Origin of the sequence: Streptomyces sp. NPDC006879 (genome assembly GCF_042869595.1) — a bacterium.
Taxonomy (GTDB): domain Bacteria; phylum Actinomycetota; class Actinomycetes; order Streptomycetales; family Streptomycetaceae; genus Streptomyces.
In genome coordinates this window covers 48,656-71,595 of the sequence record NZ_JBIAGC010000006.1, presented here as the reverse complement: position 1 = coordinate 71,595, position 22,940 = coordinate 48,656, and the positions used below count along the sequence as shown (strand labels likewise).

At 70.3% G+C, this 22,940-nt stretch carries 22 protein-coding genes; 21 read left to right on the top strand and 1 reads right to left on the bottom strand.

From position 1 onward, the window contains the following. Positions 1-50: 50 nt before the first annotated feature. From ACFYMC_RS07000 to nusB, 7 genes are all read left to right on the top strand, one after another. Complete coding sequence (locus ACFYMC_RS07000; RefSeq protein WP_388520367.1) at positions 51-533, top strand: shikimate kinase; 483 nt, start codon at positions 51-53, stop codon at positions 531-533. Further along, positions 530-1,624 carry a 3-dehydroquinate synthase gene (gene aroB, locus ACFYMC_RS06995; protein ID WP_388519998.1) on the top strand — a complete coding sequence of 365 codons (1,095 nt, stop codon included), beginning with the start codon at positions 530-532 and terminating at the stop codon, positions 1,622-1,624. The genes ACFYMC_RS07000 and aroB overlap by 4 nt, the downstream gene beginning before the upstream one ends. Next, entirely contained in the window at positions 1,621-2,058 is a 438-nt protein-coding gene (gene aroQ, locus ACFYMC_RS06990) for a type II 3-dehydroquinate dehydratase (protein WP_388519995.1), read from the top strand. The genes aroB and aroQ overlap by 4 nt, the downstream gene beginning before the upstream one ends. A gap of 119 nt (positions 2,059-2,177) precedes the next feature. Further along, positions 2,178-2,951 carry an AAA family ATPase gene (locus tag ACFYMC_RS06985; protein WP_388519992.1) on the top strand — a complete coding sequence of 258 codons (774 nt, stop codon included), beginning with the start codon at positions 2,178-2,180 and terminating at the stop codon, positions 2,949-2,951. Between the two features lie 78 nt (positions 2,952-3,029). Continuing rightward, positions 3,030-4,136 (top strand): M24 family metallopeptidase, encoded by a 1,107-nt coding sequence (locus ACFYMC_RS06980; RefSeq protein WP_388519989.1) that lies wholly within the window; start codon positions 3,030-3,032, stop codon positions 4,134-4,136. Positions 4,137-4,193: 57 nt separating this feature from the next. Then, positions 4,194-4,760 (top strand): elongation factor P, encoded by a 567-nt coding sequence (gene efp, locus ACFYMC_RS06975; protein ID WP_388519986.1) that lies wholly within the window; start codon positions 4,194-4,196, stop codon positions 4,758-4,760. Between the two features lie 2 nt (positions 4,761-4,762). Then, positions 4,763-5,194 carry a transcription antitermination factor NusB gene (gene nusB, locus ACFYMC_RS06970; RefSeq protein WP_388519983.1) on the top strand — a complete coding sequence of 144 codons (432 nt, stop codon included), beginning with the start codon at positions 4,763-4,765 and terminating at the stop codon, positions 5,192-5,194. 215 nt (positions 5,195-5,409) lie between these two features. On the opposite strand, the gene bldD is transcribed toward nusB, so the two are convergent. Then, positions 5,410-5,910 (bottom strand): transcriptional regulator BldD, encoded by a 501-nt coding sequence (gene bldD / locus ACFYMC_RS06965; protein ID WP_093801867.1) that lies wholly within the window; start codon positions 5,908-5,910, stop codon positions 5,410-5,412. Between the two features lie 266 nt (positions 5,911-6,176). On the opposite strand from bldD, the gene pyrR reads away from it, so the two are divergent. The 14 genes from pyrR to ACFYMC_RS06895 all read left to right on the top strand — a co-directional run bounded on the left by pyrR (position 6,177) and on the right by ACFYMC_RS06895 (position 22,937). After that, positions 6,177-6,764, top strand: a complete 588-nt coding sequence (pyrR, locus tag ACFYMC_RS06960; RefSeq protein WP_388519980.1) for a bifunctional pyr operon transcriptional regulator/uracil phosphoribosyltransferase PyrR — start codon at positions 6,177-6,179, stop codon at positions 6,762-6,764. Between the two features lie 134 nt (positions 6,765-6,898). Then, entirely contained in the window at positions 6,899-7,900 is a 1,002-nt protein-coding gene (locus ACFYMC_RS06955; RefSeq protein ID WP_388519977.1) for an aspartate carbamoyltransferase catalytic subunit, read from the top strand. Next, positions 7,897-9,183 carry a dihydroorotase gene (locus tag ACFYMC_RS06950; RefSeq protein WP_388519974.1) on the top strand — a complete coding sequence of 429 codons (1,287 nt, stop codon included), beginning with the start codon at positions 7,897-7,899 and terminating at the stop codon, positions 9,181-9,183. The genes ACFYMC_RS06955 and ACFYMC_RS06950 overlap by 4 nt, the downstream gene beginning before the upstream one ends. After that, positions 9,180-9,761, top strand: a complete 582-nt coding sequence (locus ACFYMC_RS06945) for a hypothetical protein (RefSeq protein WP_388519971.1) — start codon at positions 9,180-9,182, stop codon at positions 9,759-9,761. Before ACFYMC_RS06950 ends, ACFYMC_RS06945 begins: the two co-directional genes overlap by 4 nt. Further along, a complete protein-coding gene (gene carA, locus ACFYMC_RS06940) occupies positions 9,758-10,915 on the top strand; it encodes a glutamine-hydrolyzing carbamoyl-phosphate synthase small subunit (RefSeq protein WP_388519968.1) in 1,158 nt (385 codons plus the stop codon). Before ACFYMC_RS06945 ends, carA begins: the two co-directional genes overlap by 4 nt. Next, complete coding sequence (gene carB / locus ACFYMC_RS06935) at positions 10,908-14,216, top strand: carbamoyl-phosphate synthase large subunit (RefSeq protein ID WP_388519965.1); 3,309 nt, start codon at positions 10,908-10,910, stop codon at positions 14,214-14,216. The genes carA and carB overlap by 8 nt, the downstream gene beginning before the upstream one ends. 85 nt (positions 14,217-14,301) lie before the next feature. After that, entirely contained in the window at positions 14,302-15,411 is a 1,110-nt protein-coding gene (locus ACFYMC_RS06930) for a quinone-dependent dihydroorotate dehydrogenase (protein ID WP_388519962.1), read from the top strand. Next, positions 15,408-16,253 carry an orotidine-5'-phosphate decarboxylase gene (gene pyrF / locus ACFYMC_RS06925; RefSeq protein WP_388519959.1) on the top strand — a complete coding sequence of 282 codons (846 nt, stop codon included), beginning with the start codon at positions 15,408-15,410 and terminating at the stop codon, positions 16,251-16,253. Before ACFYMC_RS06930 ends, pyrF begins: the two co-directional genes overlap by 4 nt. Before the next feature lie 340 nt (positions 16,254-16,593). Further along, complete coding sequence (locus tag ACFYMC_RS06920; RefSeq protein ID WP_388519956.1) at positions 16,594-16,917, top strand: integration host factor; 324 nt, start codon at positions 16,594-16,596, stop codon at positions 16,915-16,917. A 50-nt stretch (positions 16,918-16,967) separates the two neighbouring features. Continuing rightward, a complete protein-coding gene (gene gmk / locus ACFYMC_RS06915; protein ID WP_388519953.1) occupies positions 16,968-17,531 on the top strand; it encodes a guanylate kinase in 564 nt (187 codons plus the stop codon). Between the two features lie 39 nt (positions 17,532-17,570). Beyond that, entirely contained in the window at positions 17,571-17,843 is a 273-nt protein-coding gene (gene rpoZ, locus ACFYMC_RS06910) for a DNA-directed RNA polymerase subunit omega (protein WP_004948662.1), read from the top strand. 131 nt (positions 17,844-17,974) lie between these two features. After that, complete coding sequence (gene coaBC, locus ACFYMC_RS06905) at positions 17,975-19,177, top strand: bifunctional phosphopantothenoylcysteine decarboxylase/phosphopantothenate--cysteine ligase CoaBC (RefSeq protein ID WP_388519950.1); 1,203 nt, start codon at positions 17,975-17,977, stop codon at positions 19,175-19,177. 287 nt (positions 19,178-19,464) lie between these two features. After that, entirely contained in the window at positions 19,465-20,688 is a 1,224-nt protein-coding gene (gene metK / locus ACFYMC_RS06900) for a methionine adenosyltransferase (protein WP_388519947.1), read from the top strand. Positions 20,689-20,786: 98 nt separating this feature from the next. Then, entirely contained in the window at positions 20,787-22,937 is a 2,151-nt protein-coding gene (locus tag ACFYMC_RS06895; protein WP_388519944.1) for a primosomal protein N', read from the top strand. Positions 22,938-22,940 lie beyond the last annotated feature (3 nt).

Sequence of the window (22,940 nt, the reverse complement as noted above, 5' to 3'; positions counted from 1 at the left end):
GCGGACAGCGCCCGGCGGTCGGTGGGCCGGTGGTGGTCCTGGTCGGGCCGATGGGTTCGGGCAAGTCGACCGTGGGCGAGCTGCTCGCCCAGTTGCTCGGTGTGCCCTACCGGGACACCGACGCGGACATCGTCGCCGCTGAGGGACGCGAGATCTCCGACCTCTTCGTAGAAGAGGGTGAGGCGCACTTCCGCGCCCTGGAGCGCGCGGCGGTCGCCACGGCTCTCGACGAGCACACCGGCGTCCTCTCGCTCGGCGGTGGCGCCATCCTCGACGAGGGCACCCGTGCCCTCCTGCGCGGCCTTCCGGTGGCCTATCTGTCGATGGACGTCGAGGAAGCGGTCCGCCGGGTAGGCCTGGGCGCGGCCCGGCCGCTCCTCGCGGTCAACCCACGGCGCCAGTGGCGCGAGCTGATGGAGGCCCGGCGCCACCTCTACACCGAGGTCGCCCGGGTGGTCGTGGCCACCGACGAACGCACCCCCGAAGAGGTCGCCGCGGCGGTCCTCGACGCATTGGAGCTGAAGAAGGCATGACGGAGCAGGCAGTCACCCGGATCCAGGTAGCTGGCAGCGCCGGAACCGATCCCTACGAGGTGCTGGTCGGTAGGCAGTTGCTGGGTGAGCTCGGCAACCTGATCGGCAACCGGGCCAAGCGCGTCGCCGTGATCCACCCGGAGGCGCTGGCCGAAACCGGCGAGGCGCTCCGATCGGACCTCGCTTCCCAGGGTTACGAGGCGGTCGCCATCCAGGTGCCCAACGCGGAAGAGGCCAAGACCGTCGAGGTCGCCGCGTACTGCTGGAAGGCGCTCGGTCAGACCGGCTTCACCCGCAGCGACGTGATCGTTGGCGTGGGCGGCGGTGCTACCACGGACCTGGCCGGGTTCGTCGCCGCCAGCTGGCTGCGCGGCGTGCGCTGGATCGCCGTTCCCACCACCGTCCTCGCCATGGTGGACGCCGCGGTCGGTGGTAAGACCGGCATCAACACCGCAGAGGGCAAGAATCTGGTCGGTGCCTTCCACCCGCCCGCCGGGGTGCTCTGTGACCTGGCCGCACTGGACTCGTTGCCCGTCCATGACTATGTCTCCGGGCTGGCCGAGGTCATCAAGGCCGGATTCATCTCCGACCCGGTGATCTTGGACTTGGTGGAGGCGGACCCCGAGGCGGCGCGGACTCCCGCCGGCCCGCACACGGCGGAGCTGATCGTGCGCTCCATCCAGGTCAAGGCGGACGTGGTCTCCAGCGACCTCAAGGAATCCGGCCTGCGGGAGATCCTCAACTACGGTCACACGCTGGCCCATGCCATCGAGAAGAACGAGCGGTACAAGTGGCGGCACGGCGCCGCGGTGTCCGTGGGCATGGTCTTCGCCGCTGAACTCGGCCGCCTGGCCGGTCGGTTGGACGATGCCACCGCCGATCGGCACCGTCAGGTGCTCGCCTCGGTCGGGCTGCCACTGACCTACCGCGGCGACCAGTGGCCCAAGCTGCTGGAGACCATGAAGGTGGACAAGAAGTCCCGGGGGGACCTGCTGCGCTTCATCGTCCTCGACGGCCTGGCCAAGCCCACCGTCCTCGAAGGCCCGGACCCCGCCCTGTTGTTCGCGGCCTACGGCGAGGTGTCCGGATGAGCCGCAAGGTGTTCGTCCTCAACGGCCCCAACCTGGGCCGGCTCGGCTCCCGCGAGCCCGACGTGTACGGCGCGACTTCCTACGCCGGGCTGGTGGCGGCCTGCCAGAAGCTTGGCGCTGAACTCGGTTTCGACGTGGAGGTCCGCGAGACCAACGACGAGGGCGAACTGGTCCGCTGGCTGCACGAGGCGGCGGATGGCGCCGTTCCGGTGGTCATCAACCCCGGGGCCTTCACCCACTACTCGTACGCCATGCGGGACGCCGCGGCCCAGCGGACCGCTCCGCTGATCGAGGTCCACATCTCCAACCCCTACGCGCGCGAGGAGTTCCGGCACAACTCGGTCATTGCGGCCGTCGCCAGTGGCACGGTCGCCGGCTTCGGGATCGGCTCCTACCGGCTGGCCCTGCGGGCTCTCGCCGAGGAAACCGGCTGATCCGGGGCCCGCGCCTGAAACTCCCCACGGCCCCCGGCCGTTCACAGAACGGCGGTCGGGGGCTGTAGCGTTCCGTTTCGCCGAGCACCGATAGGCCGTACGGGACGGAGTGGCACCGGATGCAGCATGGAACAGGGGCTCCGCCGCCACGCCAGATACAAGGTGGCTGGTCCACGGAGTCGCCCCACTCGGGCGCCCAGCCCAGCCCTGCGGACAGCGGTGCCTGGGGCCTGGCCACTGACCCGCCGACCTTGCCCATCCCTCCCGTTCCCCCGCTGCCGACGGAACCCACCGGGCACGTTCCACTGCCCGCGGCGGCAGCGCACCGGGGCACCGCCACCACCCTCGCCGTCCTGCTGATCGGTCCGGCCGGCGCGGGCAAGACGACGGTGGCCCGGTACTGGGCGAGTCGCCGATCGGTGGCCACCGCCCACATCAGCTTGGACGACGTGCGCGAATGGGTCCGCTCGGGTTTCGCCGACCCCCAGTCAGGGTGGAACGAACACTCCGAGGCCCAGTACCGTCTGGCCCGCCGCACCTGCGGCTTCGCCGCCCGTAACTTCCTGGCCAACGGCATCTCCTGCATCCTCGACGACGCGGTCTTTCCGGACCGGCCCGTGGTGGGGCTCGGTGGCTGGAAGCGCCATGTGGGCCCGCACCTGCTGCCCGTGGTGCTCCTCCCCGGGCTGGAGGCGGTGCTGGAGCGCAATGCGGCGCGGTCGGGCAACCGCCGGTTGTGCGACGAGGAGGTTGCCCGCATCCACGGCCGCATGGCCGGCTGGTACGGATCGGGGCTGCCGATCATCGACAACAGCTCCTACGACGTCGAGACCACCGCGCGGGCACTTGACGAGGCCCTGGCGCGTGCCCTCGCCTCGCCGCCACGCTGGTAGCGGGCTGGTACGGCGGGGTCGTCCCCGAGCGGACGCGCTCAAGGGGCCGGGAAGCGGCCAGGCTCGTACGCTCGAAACATGTCACAGGTGTACGCGGCGCGCCGCGCCCTGCTGCGCGACTGCTGCGCCGCCGCGGGCAGCTCGGCCGCCCTGATCTCGCGCCCCGCCAACGTTCGCTACCTCGCGGGTGCTGCCCCCTTGGGCGCCGCCCTGCTGCTCGGCCCCGGCGAGGACGTGCTGTTCTGCGCGCAGCCCCCCACGGGGGAACCCGGGGAGGGCCGGCTCGACGAGCTGCTGCGGGTGTCGGTGCTACCCGCCTCGGGTGCGGATGCCGCAGTGGCCGCGGCGGACCTCGCCCAAGCGGCGCGCTCCGATTCGCTCGCCGTCGAGGAGCACGACCTCACGGTCGCCCGTCACAGCGCCCTGCGCTCGGCTGCGCCGCGGTTGCGCCTGACCGACCTCGGCCACGCGGTGGAATCGCAGCGCCTGGTCAAGGACGAGGAGGAGATCGCCTGTCTGCGGATCGCCGCGGAGATCGCCGATCAAGCCCTCGGAGAGTTGCTGGAGTCCATCCTCGTCGGGCGGACCGAGCGCCACCTGGCTCTGGAGCTGGAGCGACGACTGGTCGACCACGGGGCCGACGGCCCGGCCTTCCCCACCTCCGTCGCCACCGGCCCGCACTCCGGTCGCCCCGGTCACCGGCCCTCGGACCGCCGAGTGGAGGAGGGGGACTTCCTCTCCGTCTGCCTGGGCGCGAACTACCGCGGCTACCGCTGTGAGATCGGGCGGACCTTCGTCATCGGCACCACGCCGGCGGACTGGCAGATCGAACTCTACGACCTGGTATTCGCCGCCCAGAGGGCCGGTCGGCAGGCGCTGCTGCCCGGCGCGGCCTACCGGGACGTGGACCGTGCGGCGCGTCAGGTTCTGGACTCGGCGGGGCACGGCGAGGCACTTCCGCCATGGACCGGACACGGGGTCGGCCTGGAAATCGACGAGGACCCGCAGCTGGCACCTGCCGCCATGGGTAAACTGGACGCTTGCGTGCCGGTCACCGTCGAACCGGGGGTCCACCTCCCGGGCCGGGGCGGAGTCCGGATCGATGACACGCTCGTCGTACGCCCCGAGGCGGACGGCGGACCCGAGCTACTCACCATTACGACCAAGGAACTGCTCGCGCTCTAGCTTCGTCGAAGCTGTGCCGTGTGCGCCTCGGTCTTCAGTCCAGGAGATTCCGCAACCGTGGCTTCCACGAACGACCTCAAGAACGGCATGGTGCTCAAGCTCGACGGGGGCCAGCTCTGGTCCGTCGTCGAGTTCCAGCACGTCAAGCCTGGCAAGGGCCCGGCCTTCGTGCGCACCAAGCTCAAGAACGTGCTCTCCGGCAAGGTCGTCGACAAGACGTTCAACGCCGGTGTGAAGGTCGACACGGCCACCATCGACCGTCGCGACATGCAGTTCTCGTACATGGATGGCGAGTACTTCGTCTTCATGGACATGGACACCTACGACCAGCTGATGGTCGACCGCAAGTCCGTTGGCGACGCCGCCAACTTCCTGATCGAGGGCTTCACCGCCTCCGTCGCCCAGCACGAGGGCGAGGTGCTCTACGTGGAGCTCCCGGCCGCCGTCGAGCTGCAGATCCAGCACACCGACCCGGGCGTCCAGGGCGACCGTTCCACGGGCGGCACCAAGCCGGCGACCCTGGAGACCGGCTACGAGATCCAGGTTCCGCTCTTCATCACCACTGGTGAGAAGGTCAAGGTCGACACCCGTACCAGCGACTACCTCGGCCGGGTGAACAGCTAACCGTGGCTGCCCGGAGCAACGCCCGCAAGCGTGCCTTCCAGATCCTCTTCGAGGCCGACCAGCGCGGCACGTCCGTGCAGAACGTCCTCGCGGACTGGATCCGTCTCTCGCGTTCGGACGAACGCCAGCCGCCGGTCACCGAGTTCACGATGCAGTTGGTGGAGGGGTACGCCGAGCACGTCGACCGGATCGACGAGCTGATCGCGACCTACGCGCTGGACTGGGACCTGGACCGGATGCCCGTGGCGGACCGGAACATCGTGCGGCTGGGCGCGTACGAGCTCATCTGGGAGGACGGGACCCCGGATGCGGTGGCGATCGACGAGGCGGTTCAGCTCGCCAAGGAGTTCTCCACCGACGAGTCCCCGACCTTCGTCAACGGTCTGCTGGGCCGCTTCAAGGAGCTCAAGCCGAGCCTTCGCCGGGCACAGTAGCCCTTCGGGGCGAACCGATACGGAAGGGCCCGCAGCACCTCGGTGCGGCGGGCCCTTCCGTATGTGCTCGATGTGCTCGATGGCGGGGCCCGGGTGGAGCCCATGTCCTACTCCGGGTTCCTTGAAAGGCGCCGGGGCCGGTGGAACCTCGATGGTTCCACCGGCCCCGGCGGCACGTTTCTGCTGAGTGTTCCCCGCGTCAGCGGAGCGCTGGCTCAGGCGTCTTCGTGGGCGACCGCACGGCGTGCGTCTGCGTCCAGCACGCCCCAGCTGATCAGCTGCTCGGTCAGGACCGAGGGCGACTGGTCGTAGATCACGGCGAGGGTGCGCAGGTCGTCCTGGCGGATCGAGAGCACCTTGCCGTTGTAGTCCCCGCGCTGGCTCTGGATGGTGGCGGCGTAACGCTGGAGCGGGCCGGCCTTCTCGGCGGGCACGTGCGCGAGGCGCTCCAGGTCCAGGCGCAGCTTCGGCGGCGGCTCGGCGGCCCCTCCGGGCGTGGTACCCGGCAGCAGCTCCTGCACTGGAACCCCGTAGAAGTCCGCGAGCTCCGCGAGGCGCTGCACGGTGACGGCACGGTCCCCGCGCTCGTACGAACCGACGACGACCGCCTTCCAGCGGCCCTGGGACTTCTCCTCGACACCATGGAGGGAGAGGCCCTGCTGGGTGCGGATCGCGCGGAGCTTGGCCCCGAGCTGTTTGGCGTATTCGCTGGACATAACGCTCCCGGACGCTGTGACAACATGCGGCTCCGCCGCGCGGCTGGTAACTCACTGTGAGGTTACGCAGCGTTACTTGGCTGCGTCAAGCCGAATGGTCCCGCCTCCCCGTTGACGAGGGAGAGGACGAGGGGCGGGAAGGGTTCCTGCGGGGGCCGGGAGCCCGCCCTGGCGGCGGGCGGCCGGAAACCTGCTGGTAGGGTGGGAGACGTACAGCAGACGTCCTTTAAGGTCCGTCCCGTGAGGCGGAGAAGGAGGTCCTTTTCATGGACGCCCAGCTTGATCCCCAGGCAGCCGATGCCGCCCGCCCCGTTCTTGAGGCGCCCGACATCGCTCGCGTGCTGACCCGCATCGCCCACGAGATCGTGGAACGCGCCAAGGGTGCCGACGACGTGGTGCTGCTCGGCATCCCGACGCGCGGTGTGTACCTGGCCCGCCGGATCGCCGGCAAGCTCGAAGAGATCACCGGAACCAAGATCCCAGTCGGGTCCCTCGACATCACCATGTACCGCGACGACCTGCGGATGCGGCCGGCCCGCGCGCTGGCCCGCACCGAGATCCCCGGCGACGGCCTCGACGGGCGTCTGGTCGTCCTCGTCGACGACGTCCTCTTCTCCGGCCGCACCATCCGCGCCGCCCTCGACGCCCTGGGAGACCTGGGTCGCCCGCGCGCCGTTCAACTCGCCGTCCTGGTCGACCGGGGCCACCGCGAGCTGCCCATCCGGGCCGACTACGTAGGCAAGAACCTCCCCACCTCGTTGCGGGAGACCGTCAAGGTCCAGCTCGAAGAGGAGGACGGCCGCGACGCCGTGCTGCTCGGCTCGCAGCGGACCGCCCCCGTCGCCGGGCGATAGCGCCTACCGCCCCGTACGCGCACCGGCCCGCCCGGGGCGGTACGGGTGTGCAGGCCTGCCCGCCGCCGTCCGCCCGGGAGTCCCCCGGTCTCCCCGCGAACCCGCATACCCTCCTCGACCCACGGAGCACCCAGATGAAGCGTCACCTCATCTCGGCCGCCGACCTCACGCGCGATGACGCCGTCCTCATCCTCGACACCGCCGAGGAGATGGCCCGCCTCGCCGACCGGCCGATCAAGAAACTGCCCACCCTGCGCGGCCGGACCGTGGTCAACCTCTTCTTCGAAGACTCGACCCGGACCCGCATCTCCTTCGAAGCCGCCGCCAAGCGACTGTCCGCCGATGTGATCAACTTCTCGGCCAAGGGCTCCTCGGTCTCCAAGGGGGAATCCCTCAAGGACACCGCTCTGACCCTGGAGGCCATGGGCGCCGACGCCGTGGTCATCCGCCACCACGCCTCGGGCGCCCCGTACCGCCTGGCGAACTCCGGCTGGATCGACGGAGCGGTGGTCAACGCCGGCGATGGCACCCACGAGCACCCCACCCAGGCGCTTCTCGACGCCTTCACCATGCGCCGACGCCTCACCGGCCGCGACGCCGGCCTCGGCCGGGACCTCGACGGCCGCCGCATCACCGTCGTCGGCGACGTCCTGCACAGCCGGGTGGCCCGTTCCAACGTCCACCTGCTGCACACGTTGGGTGCCCAGGTCACCCTGGTGGCCCCGCCCACCCTGGTCCCGGTCGGCGTGGAAGCCTGGCCCTGCGAGGTCTCCTACGACCTCGACGAGGTGCTGCCGAAGTCGGACGCGGTGATGATGCTGCGTGTGCAGCGCGAACGGATGAACGCAGCCTTCTTCCCGACCGAGCGCGAGTACGCGCGTCGCTACGGGCTCGACGGCGACCGGATGGCTCGGATGCCCGAGCACGCCATCGTCATGCACCCGGGCCCGATGAACCGCGGCATGGAGATCACCGCCGAGGTCGCCGACTCCGAGCGCTGCACCGCGGTGGAGCAGGTCGCCAACGGCGTCTCCACCCGGATGGCCGTCCTGTACCTGCTGCTCGGCGGGTCCGAGCCCGCCGTCACCATCCCGTCCAGCCCCGCCGCCCGTCCTGAGGAGAGCAACCCAGCATGAGCAAGACCCTGATCCGTGGCGCGAAGGTCCTCGGCGGCGAGGCGCAGGACGTCCTGATCGACGGTGAGACCATCGCCGCGGTCGGCACCGACCTCGACGCCGGTGACGCCCTCGTCATCGAGGCGGCGGGGCAGACCCTCCTGCCCGGCCTCGTCGACCTGCACACCCACCTGCGCGAGCCCGGCCGCGAGGACTCCGAGACGGTCCTGACCGGCACCCGCGCCGCCGCCAGCGGCGGCTACACGGCCGTCTTCGCCATGGCCAACACCTTCCCCGTCGCCGACACCGCCGGCGTGGTCGAGCAGGTCTACCGGCTCGGTAAGGAATCCGGCTACTGCGACGTGCAGCCGATCGGCGCCGTCACCGTCGGCCTGGAGGGCAAGAAGCTCGCCGAACTCGGAGCCATGCACGATTCGGCCGCCGGCGTCACCGTCTTCTCCGACGACGGCAAGTGCGTGGACGACGCGGTGATCATGCGCCGGGCCCTGGAGTACGTGAAGGCCTTCGGCGGGGTCGTCGCCCAGCACGCGCAGGAACCCCGCCTGACCGAAGGCGCCCAGATGAACGAGGGCGTGGTCTCCGCGGAGCTCGGGCTCGGCGGGTGGCCGGCCGTGGCCGAGGAGTCGATCATCGCCCGAGACGTGCTGCTCGCCGAGCACGTCGGCTCCCGCGTGCACGTCTGTCACCTGTCCACGGCCGGGTCCGTGGAGATCGTCCGCTGGGCCAAGTCCCGGGGCATCGACGTCACCGCGGAGGTCACCCCGCACCACCTGCTGCTCACCGACGAACTGGTGCGCAGCTACAACCCGGTCTACAAGGTCAACCCGCCGCTGCGCACCGAACGCGACGTGCTCGCGCTGCGCGAGGCCCTCGCCGACGGCACGATCGACATCGTCGCCACCGACCACGCCCCGCACCCGCACGAGGACAAGGACTGCGAGTGGGCCGCCGCCGCCATGGGCATGGTGGGGCTGGAGACCGCACTGTCTGTGGTCCAGCAGACGATGGTCGAGACCGGAATGCTCGACTGGGCGGGTGTGGCCGACCGCATGAGCTTGCGCCCCGCCCGGATCGGCGGCCTCTCGGGACACGGACGTCCCGTCTCGGCAGGTGAACCCGCCAACCTGGTGCTCGTCGATACCGCATACCGTGGGACCGTGGACCCCGCGACCTTCGCCTCCCGCAGCCGCAACACGCCCTACGAGGGCCGCGAGCTGCCCGGACGCGTCACCTACACCTTCCTGCGGGGCCGTACTACGGTCGTGGACGGGAAGCTCGCGTGACACCTGCATTGTTCCTACTGGCTGCCGAGGCTGACGGACGCAAGTCGGCGGAAGTGACGGACTGGGCCGCCCGCCTCGGGTGGGTGGCCGGCCTGATCCTCTTCGTCGCACTCGTCTACTGGCTGATGCGCCAGGGCTGGAAGTGGCGCGGCACCCTTCAGGGTGACCTGCCGGACCTGCCCACCGCGCCCGATGGCCTGCCCGCTCACAGACTGGCCATGACCGGCCGGTACCACGGCTCGACGACGGCCGGCCAGTGGTTGGACCGGATCGTCGCGCACGGCCTCGGTGCCCGCAGCCGGGTGGAGCTGACCCTCACCGACGTGGGCCTGGACGTCGTTCGCCCCGGGGCCAACGACTTCTTCGTACCGGCCGGGCAGTTGCGTGGCGCGCGGCTCGACAAGGGCATCGCGGGCAAGGTGCTCACCGAGGGCGGACTGCTCGTCGTCACCTGGGCACACGGCGACAAGCTGATCGACTCGGGATTCCGCTCCGACCGTGCGGCCGAACACGCCGCCTGGGTCGAAGCCCTCAATTCCATGAACCAGACCAACACGACGGAAGGCGCCGAACGATGACGACCTCCAGCAAGGGGACCGCCTCACCGAGGCACCGGGCGGCTCCCGCCGTACTCGTCCTGGAGGACGGCCGGATCTTCCGCGGCCGTGCCTACGGGGCGGTGGGCGAGACCTTCGGTGAGGCCGTGTTCTCCACCGGCATGACCGGTTACCAGGAGACCCTCACCGACCCGTCGTACCACCGCCAGGTCGTCGTCATGACCGCCCCGCACGTGGGAAACACCGGAGTCAACGACGAGGACCCCGAGTCGGGCCGCATCTGGGTTTCCGGCTACGTGGTCCGCGACCCGGCCCGGGTCCCCTCCAACTGGCGCGCCACCCGCTCCCTGGACGAGGAGCTCCAGCGCCAGGGCGTGGTCGGCATCTCGGGCGTGGACACCCGGGCGCTCACCCGCCACCTGCGCGAGCGCGGCGCCATGCGGGTGGGGATCTTCTCGGGGCCGGCCGTGGGCGACGAGGGCGAGCTGCTCGCCAAGGTGCAGGAATCCCCGCAGATGAAGGGCGCGGACCTCTCAGCCGAGGTGGCCACCAAGGAGCCGTACGTGGTTCCGGCGATCGGCGAGAAGAAGTTCACCGTCGCCGCCGTCGACCTCGGCATCAAGGGCATGACCCCGCACCGGATGGCCGAACGCGGCATCGAGGTCCACGTCCTGCCGGCCACCGCCACCGCTGAGGACGTCTACGCGGTCGGTCCCGACGGCGTGTTCTTCTCCAACGGCCCCGGCGACCCGGCCACCGCCGACCACCCGGTCTCGGTCATGCGTTCCGTCCTGGACCGTGGGACCCCACTGTTCGGCATCTGCTTCGGCAACCAGATCCTCGGGCGCGCCCTGGGCTTTGGCACCTACAAGCTGAAGTACGGCCACCGGGGGATCAACCAGCCGGTGCAGGACCGCACGACCGGCAAGGTCGAGGTCACCGCGCACAACCACGGGTTCGCCGTCGACGCCCCGCTCGACCGGGTCTCCGACACCCCCTACGGCCGTGCCGAGGTCTCCCACGTCTGTCTCAACGACGACGTGGTCGAAGGCCTTCGGCTGCTGGACCGGCCGGCGTTCAGCGTCCAGTACCACCCCGAGGCGGCGGCGGGCCCGCACGATGCCGCATACCTGTTCGACCGCTTCGTTTCCCTGATGGAGGCCGCGCGTGCCTAAGCGCTCCGATATCCAGTCCGTCCTGGTCATCGGCTCCGGCCCGATCGTCATCGGCCAGGCCGCCGAGTTCGACTACTCCGGCACCCAGGCCTGCCGCATCCTCAAGGCCGAGGGCCTGCGGGTGATCCTGGTCAACTCCAACCCTGCGACGATCATGACCGACCCGGAGATCGCCGACGCCACGTACGTCGAGCCGATCACCCCCGAGTTCGTCGAGAAGATCATCGCCAAGGAGCGTCCCGACGCCCTACTGCCGACCCTCGGCGGCCAGACCGCGCTTAACACCGCGATCTCCATGCACGAGCAGGGCGTGTTGGAGAAGTACGGCGTGGAGCTGATCGGCGCCAACGTCGAAGCCATCAACAAGGGCGAGGACCGCGACCTGTTCAAAGGCGTGGTCGAGGCCGTGCGCGCCAAGATCGGCCATGGCGAGTCGGCCCGCTCGGTCATCTGTCACTCCATGGACGACGTCCTCGCGGGCGTGGAGGCCCTCGGTGGCTACCCCGTCGTGGTCCGCCCCTCCTTCACCATGGGCGGCGCCGGCTCCGGCTTCGCCCACGACGAGGGCGAACTGCGCCGTATCGCCGGTCAGGGCCTCACGCTCTCCCCGACCACCGAGGTGCTCCTGGAGGAGTCCATCCTGGGCTGGAAGGAGTACGAGCTGGAGCTGATGCGCGACAAGGCCGACAACGTCGTCGTGGTGTGCTCCATCGAGAACTTCGACCCGATGGGCGTGCACACCGGGGACTCGATCACCGTCGCCCCGGCCATGACCCTGACTGACCGCGAGTACCAGCGGCTGCGGGACATCGGCATCGCGATCATCCGCGAGGTCGGTGTGGACACCGGTGGCTGCAACATCCAGTTCGCCGTCAACCCCGAGGACGGCCGGATCATCGTCATCGAGATGAATCCGCGGGTTTCCCGGTCCTCGGCGCTCGCGTCCAAGGCCACCGGCTTCCCGATCGCCAAGATCGCGGCGAAGCTCGCCATCGGCTACACGCTGGACGAGGTCCCCAACGACATCACCGAGAAGACCCCGGCCTCGTTCGAGCCCACTCTCGACTACGTGGTCGTCAAGGCCCCGCGCTTCGCCTTCGAGAAGTTCCCGGCCGCCGACGCCACGCTCACCACCACGATGAAGTCGGTGGGCGAGGCCATGGCCATCGGCCGGAACTTCACCGAGGCGCTCCAAAAGGCACTGCGCTCCCTGGAGAAGAAGGGCTCGCAGTTCACCTTCGTGGGGGAGCCCGGTGACAAGGAGGAGCTGCTGGCGCTCGCGGTGCGCCCCACCGACGGCCGCATCAACACCGTCATGCAGGCCATCCGCGCCGGCGCCACTCAGGAGGAGGTGTTCGACGCCACGAAGATCGACCCCTGGTTCGTCGACCAGCTGTTCCTGATCAAGGAGATCGCCGACGAACTGGCCGCGGCCGACAAGCTCCACCCCGAGCTGCTCGCCGAAGCCAAGCGGCACGGCTTCTCGGACGCCCAGATCGCCGAGGTCCGCAGCCTGCGCGAGGACGTGGTCCGCGAGGTCCGTCACGCCCTGGGTATCCGACCCGTCTACAAGACCGTGGACACCTGCGCCGCCGAGTTCGCCGCCAGGACCCCGTACTTCTACTCCTCCTACGACGAGGAGAGCGAGGTCGCGCCGCGCACCAAGCCGGCGGTGATCATCCTCGGCTCCGGGCCGAACCGTATCGGCCAGGGCATCGAGTTCGACTACTCCTGCGTCCACGCCTCCTTCGCGCTCAGCGAGGCCGGCTACGAGACGGTGATGGTCAACTGCAACCCGGAGACCGTCTCCACCGACTACGACACCTCTGACCGCCTCTACTTCGAGCCCCTCACCCTCGAAGACGTGCTGGAGATCGTCCACGCCGAGGCGAAGGCCGGCCCCATCGCCGGTGTCGTCGTCCAGCTCGGCGGCCAGACCCCGCTGGGTCTGGCCCAGGCGCTCAAGGACAACGGCGTTCCGGTCGTGGGTACCTCCCCGGAGGCCATCCACGCCGCCGAGGACCGCGGCGCCTTCGGTCGGGTGCTGGCGGAGGCAGGCCTGCCGGCACCCAAGCACGGCACCGCCACCACTTTCGCGGGGGCGAAGGCCATCGCGGACGAGATCGGCTACCCGGTCCTGGTCCGCCCGTCCTACGTGCTCGGTGGCCGCGGCATGGAGATCGTCTACGACGAGGCCCGGCTCTCTGCGTACATCGCGGAATCCACCGAGATCTCCCCGACCCGCCCGGTGCTCGTCGACCGCTTCCTGGACGACGCCATCGAGATCGACGTCGACGCGCTCTACGACGGTAGCGAGCTCTACCTCGGCGGCGTGATGGAGCACATCGAGGAGGCCGGTATCCACTCCGGCGACTCTGCCTGCGCGCTGCCCCCGATCACTCTCGGCGGCTTCGACATCAAACGGCTGAGGGCTTCCACCGAGGCCATCGCCAAGGGTGTCGGGGTGCGCGGCCTGATCAACATCCAGTTCGCCATGGCAGGAGACATCCTGTACGTGCTGGAGGCCAACCCGCGCGCCTCGCGTACCGTTCCGTTCACCTCCAAGGCAACTGCGGTGCCGCTGGCCAAGGCGGCTGCCCGGATCTCGCTGGGTGCCACCATCGCGCAGCTGAGATCCGAGGGCCTGTTGCCGGCCGTCGGTGACGGCGGCACCCTCCCGATGGACGCGCCGATCTCCGTCAAGGAGGCCGTGATGCCGTGGTCGCGCTTCCGCGACATCCACGGTCGCGGCGTGGACACCGTCCTCGGGCCGGAGATGCGCTCCACCGGCGAGGTCATGGGCATCGACAGCGTCTTCGGCACGGCCTACGCCAAGTCCCAGGCGGGCGCCTACGGTCCGCTGCCCACCAAGGGACGGGCCTTCATCTCCGTCGCCAACCGGGACAAGCGTTCGATGATCTTCCCGGCCCGCGAACTGGTCGCCCATGGCTTCGAACTGCTCGCCACCTCCGGCACGGCCGAGGTGCTCAAGCGCAACGGCATCAACGCCACCGTGGTGCGCAAGCAGTCCGAGGGTGAGGGTCCCGGGGGCGAGAAGACCATCGTCCAGCTGATCCACGACGGTCAGGTCGACCTGATCGTCAACACTCCCTACGGCACCGGAGGGCGCCTCGACGGCTATGAGATCCGTACGGCCGCCGTGGCCCGCAGCGTGCCCTGCCTGACCACGGTCCAGGCACTGGCCGCCGCGGTGCAGGGCATCGAGGCGCTCGGACGCGGAGACATCGGCGTCCGCTCGCTCCAGGAGCACGCCGAGCACCTGATCGCGGCTCGCGACTAGCAGTCCGCGACGAGGGGGACACCGCGGGCATCACGGTGTCCCCCTCGTCATGCGCCGAACCGGGACTCTTTTGAGGGATATGCCGATGTACAAGCTCTTCTTCCAACTGGTCTTCAAGCGGATGGACCCCGAGCGGGCCCACCACCTGGCCTTCCGCTGGATCCGCGGGACCGCACGCATCCCCGTCCTGCGCACCTTCGTGGCGGCGGCACTGGCCCCGCGCCACCGGTCCCTGCGCACCGAGGCCCTCGGCCTGCGGATGCACGGCCCCTTCGGGTTGGCCGCCGGTTTCGACAAGAACGCAGTCGCCATCGACGGCATGTCGATGCTCGGCTTCGACCACGTCGAGATCGGTACGGTCACCGCCCAGCCCCAGCCGGGCAACCCGAAGAAGCGGTTGTTCAGGCTGGTGGCGGACCGTGCGCTGATCAACCGCATGGGCTTCAACAACGAGGGTTCCGCGGTCGTGGCGGCCCGCCTCTCTGCGCGCCGGGAGGTCTTCCGCACCGTCGTCGGCGTCAACATCGGCAAGACCAAGGTGGTCCCCGAGGAGGAAGCGGTCGCCGACTACGTCACCTCCACCGAACGTCTTGCCCGGCACGCCGACTACCTGGTGGTCAACGTGTCCTCGCCGAACACCCCGGGGTTGCGCAACCTCCAGGCCACCGAATCGCTGCGCCCGCTGCTGACCGCGGTGCGCGAGGCCGCCGACCGGACCGTCCCGGACCGCCGGGTCCCGCTCCTGGTCAAGATCGCCCCCGACCTGGCCGACGAGGACGTCGACGCGGTCGCAGACCTGGCTCTTGAGCTCCGCCTCGACGGCATCATCGCCACCAACACCACCATCGCCCGTGAGGGCCTCGGCCTGAAGTCCGACCCGTCACTCGTACAGGAGGCCGGTGGCCTGTCCGGGGCGCCCGTCAAGGAACGCTCCCTCCAGGTCCTGCGACGGCTGTACGCCCGCGTGGGCGACCGGCTGGTCCTGGTCGGCGTCGGGGGCATCGAGAACGCCGAGGACGCCTGGCAGCGCATCCTGGCCGGCGCCACCTTGATCCAGGGCTACAGCGCCTTCATCTACGAGGGCCCCGGCTACGCCCGTGCCATCCACCGGGGTCTGGCACGCCGGCTGGCCGCCAGCCCCTACGCCACGCTGACCGAAGCGGTCGGCGCCGACACCCGGAAGGTTGCCGCATGAGCCCCCTGGAGCCCTTCGGTGCCCGTCTGCGGGCCGCCATGGACAGCCGTGGCCCGCTCTGTGTCGGCATCGATCCGCACGCAGCCCTGCTCTCCTCCTGGGGCCTGAACGACGACGTCGCCGGACTGGAGCGGTTCTCGCGCACGGTGGTCGAGGCCCTGGCGCAGGACGTGGCCGTCTTCAAACCCCAGGCGGCGTTCTTCGAGCGCTTCGGTTCGCGGGGCATCGCGGTGCTCGAACGGGCCGTGGCTGACGCGCGTGCGGCCGGGAGCCTGGTGCTGATGGACGCCAAGCGGGGCGACATCGGCTCCACGATGGCGGCGTACGCCCAGGCCTTCCTGCACCCGGACTCGCCACTGTTCTGCGATGCGCTGACGGTCTCGCCGTACCTCGGCTACGGCTCGTTGCGCCCCGCGGTGGAACTGGCCCGGCAAAGCGGTGCCGGTCTGTTCGTGCTCGCCTTGACCTCGAACCCGGAGGGCGCGGAGGTCCAGCGCGCGGTGCGCGCGGACGGCCGCACGATCGGTGCCACGATGCTGGCGCACCTGGCGCAGGAGAACGCCGGACAGCAGCCGATGGGGTCCTTCGGCGCCGTGGTCGGTGCGACCTTGGGAGACCTGTCCTCCTTCGACCTCGACATCAACGGCCCGCTGTTGGCACCCGGAATCGGAGCCCAGGGCGCCACGGCCGCCGATCTGCCGTCGGTCTTCGGCGCGGCGGTGCACAACGTGGTGCCGAACGTCAGCCGGGGGGTGCTGAGCGCGGGTCCGGACGCCGCCGCGCTGCGCTCGACGGCCCGTCGGTTCGCCACGGAGGTCAGGGCGGCGGTCCGCACCGTGTGACGGTCCCTTCACTTTGCGTCGACCGGGAGTCCCTCGATGGGGTGGTGCCCGGTCGGCCGGTGGAGGCCGGACAGGGGCGGTCCGGGCGTTCGGTGGTCCTCGGCTGGCAATTTCTCCACCAAAAATCAGGGTGTTATGTCCGTGATGTACGGTTCAGTCGAGGCTGACCAGGACTTTTCGTCTGTTCTCGCTGACTCTTGCGGCCCTGGCCGCTAGTCTCCGAGCAGAGTGAATGTGCACCGGCGTCGCACCCGCGTTGTTCGTTGCTCACCTTGGTGCGGGGGCAGTAGGTTCCGCACCGGTCCGTATCCGACAGTTCGACATCCGAGGTGACGTAGGCGTGGCTCTTCCGCCCCTTACCCCTGAACAGCGCGCAGCCGCGCTCGAAAAGGCCGCCGCGGCTCGCCGGGAGCGGGCCGAGGTGAAGAATCGACTCAAGCACTCCGGCGCCTCCCTCCAAGAGGTCATCAAGCAGGGCCAGGAGAACGATGTCATCGGCAAGATGAAGGTCTCCGCCCTCCTGGAGTCCCTGCCGGGCGTGGGCAAGGTCCGCGCCAAGCAGATCATGGAGCGACTCGGCATCTCCGAGAGCCGGCGCGTTCGCGGGCTCGGCTCGAACCAGATCGCCTCCCTGGAACGCGAGTTCGGCGGCGGCGGCGCCTGAGGCGCCGCCCGGCGTTCTCAGGCACTCCTGAGAACCTGGATAATCGCTGCATGGCAGCAGAGGTACGTCCGCGGCTGACCGTGCTCTCCGGCCCCTCCGGGGTGGGTAAGAGCACGGTCGTCGCGCATATGCGCAAAGTCCACCCCGAGGTCTGGCTCTCGGTGTCGGCCACCACCCGCAAGCCACGGCCCGGTGAGCGGCACGGAGTCCAGTACTTCTTCGTCACGGACGACGAGTTCGACAAGCTCATCGCCAATGGTGAGCTGTTGGAGTGGGCCGAGTTCGCAGGCAACCGCTACGGCACCCCGCGCGCGGCGGTGCACGAGCGGTTGGACGCCGGCGAGCCCGTCCTTCTGGAGATCGACCTCCAAGGCGCCCGGTTGGTCCGGGAGTCCATGCCCGAGGCCCGGCTCGTCTTCCTGGCGCCGCCGAGCTGGGACGAACTGGTCCGTCGGCTCACCGGCCGCGGAACCGAGTCGCCCGAGGTCATCGAGCGTCGCCTGGCCGCTGCCAAGATCGAACTCGCGGCCGAGTCGGAGTTCGACACCACCCTGGTCAACACCTCCGTCGAGGACGTGGCGCGTGAGCTGCTAGCCTTGATGGCAGTTGCTTGATCTTTTCCTGTTTCCTGAAGTTTCTCGGAAGGCCAGAGAGTGTCCTCTTCTATCACCGCGCCCGAGGGCATCATCAACCCGCCGATCGACGAGCTGCTTGAGGCCACTGACTCCAAGTACAGCCTCGTCATCTACGCGGCCAAGCGTGCGCGGCAGATCAACGCGTACTACTCCCAGCTCGGCGAGGGCCTGCTGGAGTACGTCGGTCCCCTCGTCGACACGCACGTCCACGAGAAGCCCCTCTCGATCGCCCTGCGCGAGATCAACGCGGGCCTGCTGACCTCCGAGGCCATCGAGGCCCCGGCCCAGTAGGGCCCCGACCGGCTCGGCCGGTCGTACGTCATTCTCACCTCAGGCCCGGCGGCCTTGCTGCCGGGCCTGAGGCGTGCCATACCGTGGCGTTCGACGTCGCATTCGCAGGAGCACGGGGAGCGGAGACACACGTGGAAAAGCCCAAGGTCGTACTCGGGGTCAGCGGCGGCATCGCCGCCTACAAGGCCTGTGAGCTGCTGCGGCGGCTGACCGAGTCGGGTCACTTCGTGCGCGTGGTGCCCACCGCCTCCGCGCTGCACTTCGTGGGCGAGGCCACCTGGTCGGCTCTCTCCGGGCAGGCCGCGGTCACCGAGGTGTGGGAGACGGTGCACGAGGTCCCGCACGTGCGCATCGGCCAGGGCGCCGACCTCGTCGTGGTGGCCCCCGCCACCGCGGACCTGCTGGCCAAGGCTGCCCACGGGCTCGCCGACGACCTGCTCACCAACACCCTGCTCACTGCCCGCTGCCCGGTGGTCTTCGCCCCCGCCATGCACACCGAGATGTGGGAACACCCCGCGACGCAGGAGAACGTGGCCACCCTGCGCCGACGCGGAGCCGTGGTGATCGAGCCGGCCGTCGGTCGACTGACCGGAGTCGACACCGGCAAGGGGCGTCTGCCCGACCCCGAGGAGATCTTCGAGGTCTGCCGCCGGGTGCTCGCCCGAGGCGTCGCCGCACCCGACCTCGTCGGCCGGCACGTGGTGATCAGCGCCGGTGGCACCCGCGAACCACTGGACCCGGTCCGGTTCCTCGGCAACCGTTCCTCCGGCAAGCAGGGCTACGCGCTGGCCCGTACGGCCGTGGCCCGAGGCGCCCGGGTCACCCTGATCGCGGCGAACACCGCACTCGCCGACCCAGCGGGCGCCGACGTCGTTCGGGTGGGGACCGCCGTGCAGTTGCGCGAGGCGGTGCTGAAGGCGGCTGCCGACGCGGACGCCGTGGTCATGGCCGCGGCGGTGGCGGACTTCCGCCCCGCCGCGTATGCCCAGGGGAAGATCAAGAAGGAGGAGGGGGCGGCGGCTCCCACGGTCGAGCTGGTCCGCAACCCCGATGTCCTCGCCGAGATCTCCACCGAGCGGGCCAAGGCCGGGCAGGTCGTCGTCGGGTTCGCCGCCGAGACCGACCAGGTCCGCGAGAACGGCCGGAAGAAGCTCCTGCGCAAGGGCTGCGACCTGCTGGTGGTCAACGAGGTGGGTGAGCACAAGACCTTCGGGTCGGCGGAGAACGAAGCCGTGATCCTCGCCTCTGACGGCCAGGAGACTCCGGTGCCGCACGGACCCAAGGAAGCCCTCGCGGACGTCGTGTGGGATCTCGTCGTGCCCCGGCTGGCCTGAGGCGAACGCTCCGGGACCGGGCGGGCGGCAGGAATCCGGAAGTCCCGGAGCGCGGGGGTCTCCCTCCGGGCGCGCCGCGAGCGGGAGAACAAGGTGATCGGTCGTCTTGTTCGCCCTGATCCACGTACGGCAAGATGGAGTGTCGCAGGTCACAGAGCTCCCATTGGGCGAGACACGTGGTCTTGCGGACGGTACGGATCGATAGACTGGTCCGGAAACCGCCGGGCGCAGCTCCTGGAGGTTTCGCCCATGATCAGCCAGCAGCCGCTGCAACCCCAGGGAGCGATGTGTCCCGCCGCCTGTTCACCTCGGAGTCTGTGACCGAGGGTCACCCCGACAAGATCGCTGACCAGATCAGCGACACGATCCTCGATGCGCTGCTCCGCGAGGACCCGACCTCGCGCGTTGCGGTCGAGACGCTCATCACCACCGGTCTCGTACACATCGCGGGCGAGGTGACGACGAAGGCCTACGCGCCGATCGCCTCCCTCGTCCGCGACAAGATCCTCGAAATCGGCTACGACTCCTCGAAGAAGGGCTTCGACGGCGCCTCCTGTGGAGTGTCGGTGTCCATCGGCGCGCAGTCCCCGGACATCGCCCAGGGCGTCGACACGGCCTACGAGAAGCGGGTCGAGCAAGCCGCCGCAGACCAGGCGGGTGACGAGCTCGACAAGCAGGGTGCCGGTGACCAGGGCCTGATGTTCGGGTATGCCTGCGACGAGACTCCCGAGCTGATGCCGCTTCCCATCCACCTGGCGCACCGGCTCTCCCGCCGCCTCTCGGAGGTCCGCAAGAACGGGACGATCCCCTACCTGCGCCCCGACGGCAAGACGCAGGTCACCATCGAGTACGACGGAGACAAGGCCGTCCGCCTCGACACCGTGGTCGTCTCCTCGCAGCACGCCTCGGACATCGACCTCGACTCGCTGCTCGCCCCCGACATCCGCGAGTTCGTCGTCGAGCACGTGCTCAAGGAACTCATCGAGGACGGCATCAAGCTGGACACCGAGGGCTACCGGCTGTTGGTGAACCCGACCGGCCGCTTCGAGATCGGTGGTCCGATGGGTGACGCCGGCCTGACCGGCCGCAAGATCATCATCGACACCTACGGTGGGATGGCCCGTCACGGCGGCGGCGCCTTCTCGGGCAAGGACCCCTCCAAGGTCGACCGCTCGGCCGCCTACGCGATGCGCTGGGTGGCGAAGAACGTGGTCGCCTCCGGCCTCGCCTCACGCTGTGAGGTGCAGGTGGCGTACGCCATCGGCAAGGCCGAGCCGGTCGGCCTGTTCGTCGAGACCTTCGGGACCGCGAAGGTCGAGGTCGAGAAGATCGAGGCCGCGATCTCCGAGGTCTTCGACCTCCGCCCGGCCGCGATCATCCGCGACCTGGACCTGCTGCGCCCGATCTACGCCCAGACCGCCGCCTACGGCCACTTCGGCCGCGAGCTGCCGGACTTCACCTGGGAGCGCACCGACCGCGTCGACGCTCTGCGTACCGCCGCGGGTCTGTAACACGCACACCCGCACCACGAGGGGCGCCCCCGGCCACCGGGCCCGGGGCGCCCCTCGTGCTGGCGCGTCTGTCAGTGCGGTTTGGTAAGGATGAACCTGTGAGCAGCCAGAACGAGCAGAGCGCAGGCAGGGCGCCACAGGCCCAGCCAGACCCGCCGGAACAGCTTGCGCTCATCAGGGAGACCGTCCGTGAGGTCAAGGCCAAGGCTGCACCACGAGCCAAGCCGCGAACCCACCGCGGTGCTCCGCTGGCCGCCGAGCTGCCGGTCGCCCGCATCCTCGTCAACAAGGGGGTGCTCCACCTCGATCAGCTGTGGGACTACGCGGTCCCCGAGGAGCTCGACGCGAGCGCCCAGCCCGGAGTCCGGGTCCGGGTCCGCTTCGGCGCAGGCACCCACCAGGTGCGTGCGGGGCGGCGCGAGGGCGGCGGGCTCATCGACGGGTACGTCGTGGAGCGGCGCCCCGACACCGACTACAGCGGTCCACTGGCGGCGCTCGCCCAGGTCGTATCGCCCGAGCAGGTCCTCACCCCCCAACTGCTCGCCCTGTGTCGGGCCGTCGCCGACCGCTATGCCGGCAGCCTCGCCGACGTCCTCCAACTCGCCCTCCCACCGCGCAACGGACGAGCCGAGGCACGCCCCTCACCCGACCCGCTTCCGCCGCCCGCCGCACCCGACCCGGCCGGCTGGTCGCGCTACCCACACGGAGCCGCCTACCTGCACGCCCTGGCATCCGGGGGGGCTCCACGCGCGGTTTGGACCGCGCTCGCGGGCCCGACCTGGCCCGATGAACTGGCCAGGGCCATGGCCGCCACCTTGGCCTCCGGGCGCGGAGCCCTCGCGGTGCTGCCGGACGGGCGTGCCGCCGCCCGGGTGGACCAGGCCCTCAGCGCACTCCTGGGGGCCGGCCGGCACGCCCTGCTCACCGCCGAATCGGGCCCGGAGAAGAGGTACGCCCAGTGGCTGGCGGTACACCGCGGTGCGGTCAAGGCGGTGGTCGGCACTCGCGCGGCGATGTTCGCCCCGGTCGCGGACCTCGGCCTGGTGGCGCTGTGGGATGACGGCGACAGCAGCCACTGCGACGTGCATGCGCCCTTCCCGCACGTGCGGGAGGTCCTCGAACTGCGAGCCACCCACGAACAGGCCGGGTTCCTGCTCGGCGCGCACGGCTGTACCGTCGAGGCCGCCCAGCTCGTCGAGTCGGGGTGGGCCCGTCCACTCCTGGCCGACCGGGACCAGACGCGGGCCGCGGCGCCCCTGGTCCGGACGGTCGGCGAGAGCGAGCTGGCCCGGGACGGGGCCGCACGGGCTGCACGCCTGCCCACCCTGGCCTGGCAGACCGTACGCGAAGGGCTTAAGCACGGGCCGGTACTCGTCCAGGTGCCCAGGCGCGGCTACGTGCCGCGGCTGGCCTGTGAGCGGTGCCGCACACCGGCGCGCTGCGGGGCGTGCGCGGGACCGTTGGAGGCCCCAGACGAGCTGGAACTGCGGTGCGGCTGGTGCGGTCGTGCCGAAGAGGGCTGGCACTGCCGGGAGTGCGGGGGGGCGAGGCTGCGCGCCCAGATCGTCGGGGCGCGGCGCACCGCGGAGGAGCTGGGCAGGGCGTTTCCGGCGGTTCCGGTTCGCACCTCCGGGCGGGACCACGTGCTGGACGCCGTACCGGACCGCCCGGCGCTGGTGGTGAGCACCCCCGGAGCCGAACCCGTGGCCGAGGGCCCCGGCTACGCCGCCGCGCTGCTGCTCGACGGCTGGGCGATGCTGGGGCGCCCCGACCTCAGGGCGGCGGAGGAAGCCCTGCGGCGCTGGATCGGCGCTGCCGCACTGGTCCGGAGCCAGGGCGAGGGAGGCACCGCGGTGATCCTGGCGGACGCCTTGCTACGGCCGGTCCAGGCCCTGGTGCGCTGGGACCCGTCCGGCCACGCGCAGCGGGAGCTGGCCGAGCGCGCGGAGCTCGGGTTCCCCCCGGTCTCCCGGATGGCTTCGGTCATCGGTGAGCCGGAGGCGGTGGCCGAGTTCCTGGCCGCGGTGCGCCTGCCCGCGGACGCCGAGGTGCTGGGGCCGGTTCCGCTACCGGTGCCCGCCCGGCCCAGGCCAGGCGCGTCGCCCCCTGGGGACCGGGCGCTGATCCGAGTCCGCCCGGGGTCGGGGGCGGCCCTGGCCGCCGCCCTCAAGGCCGCCCAGGCGGCTCGCACGGCCCGGGGGTCGGCTTCCCCGGTGCGGGTACGCGTGGACCCTTTGGACATCGGGTGAGCT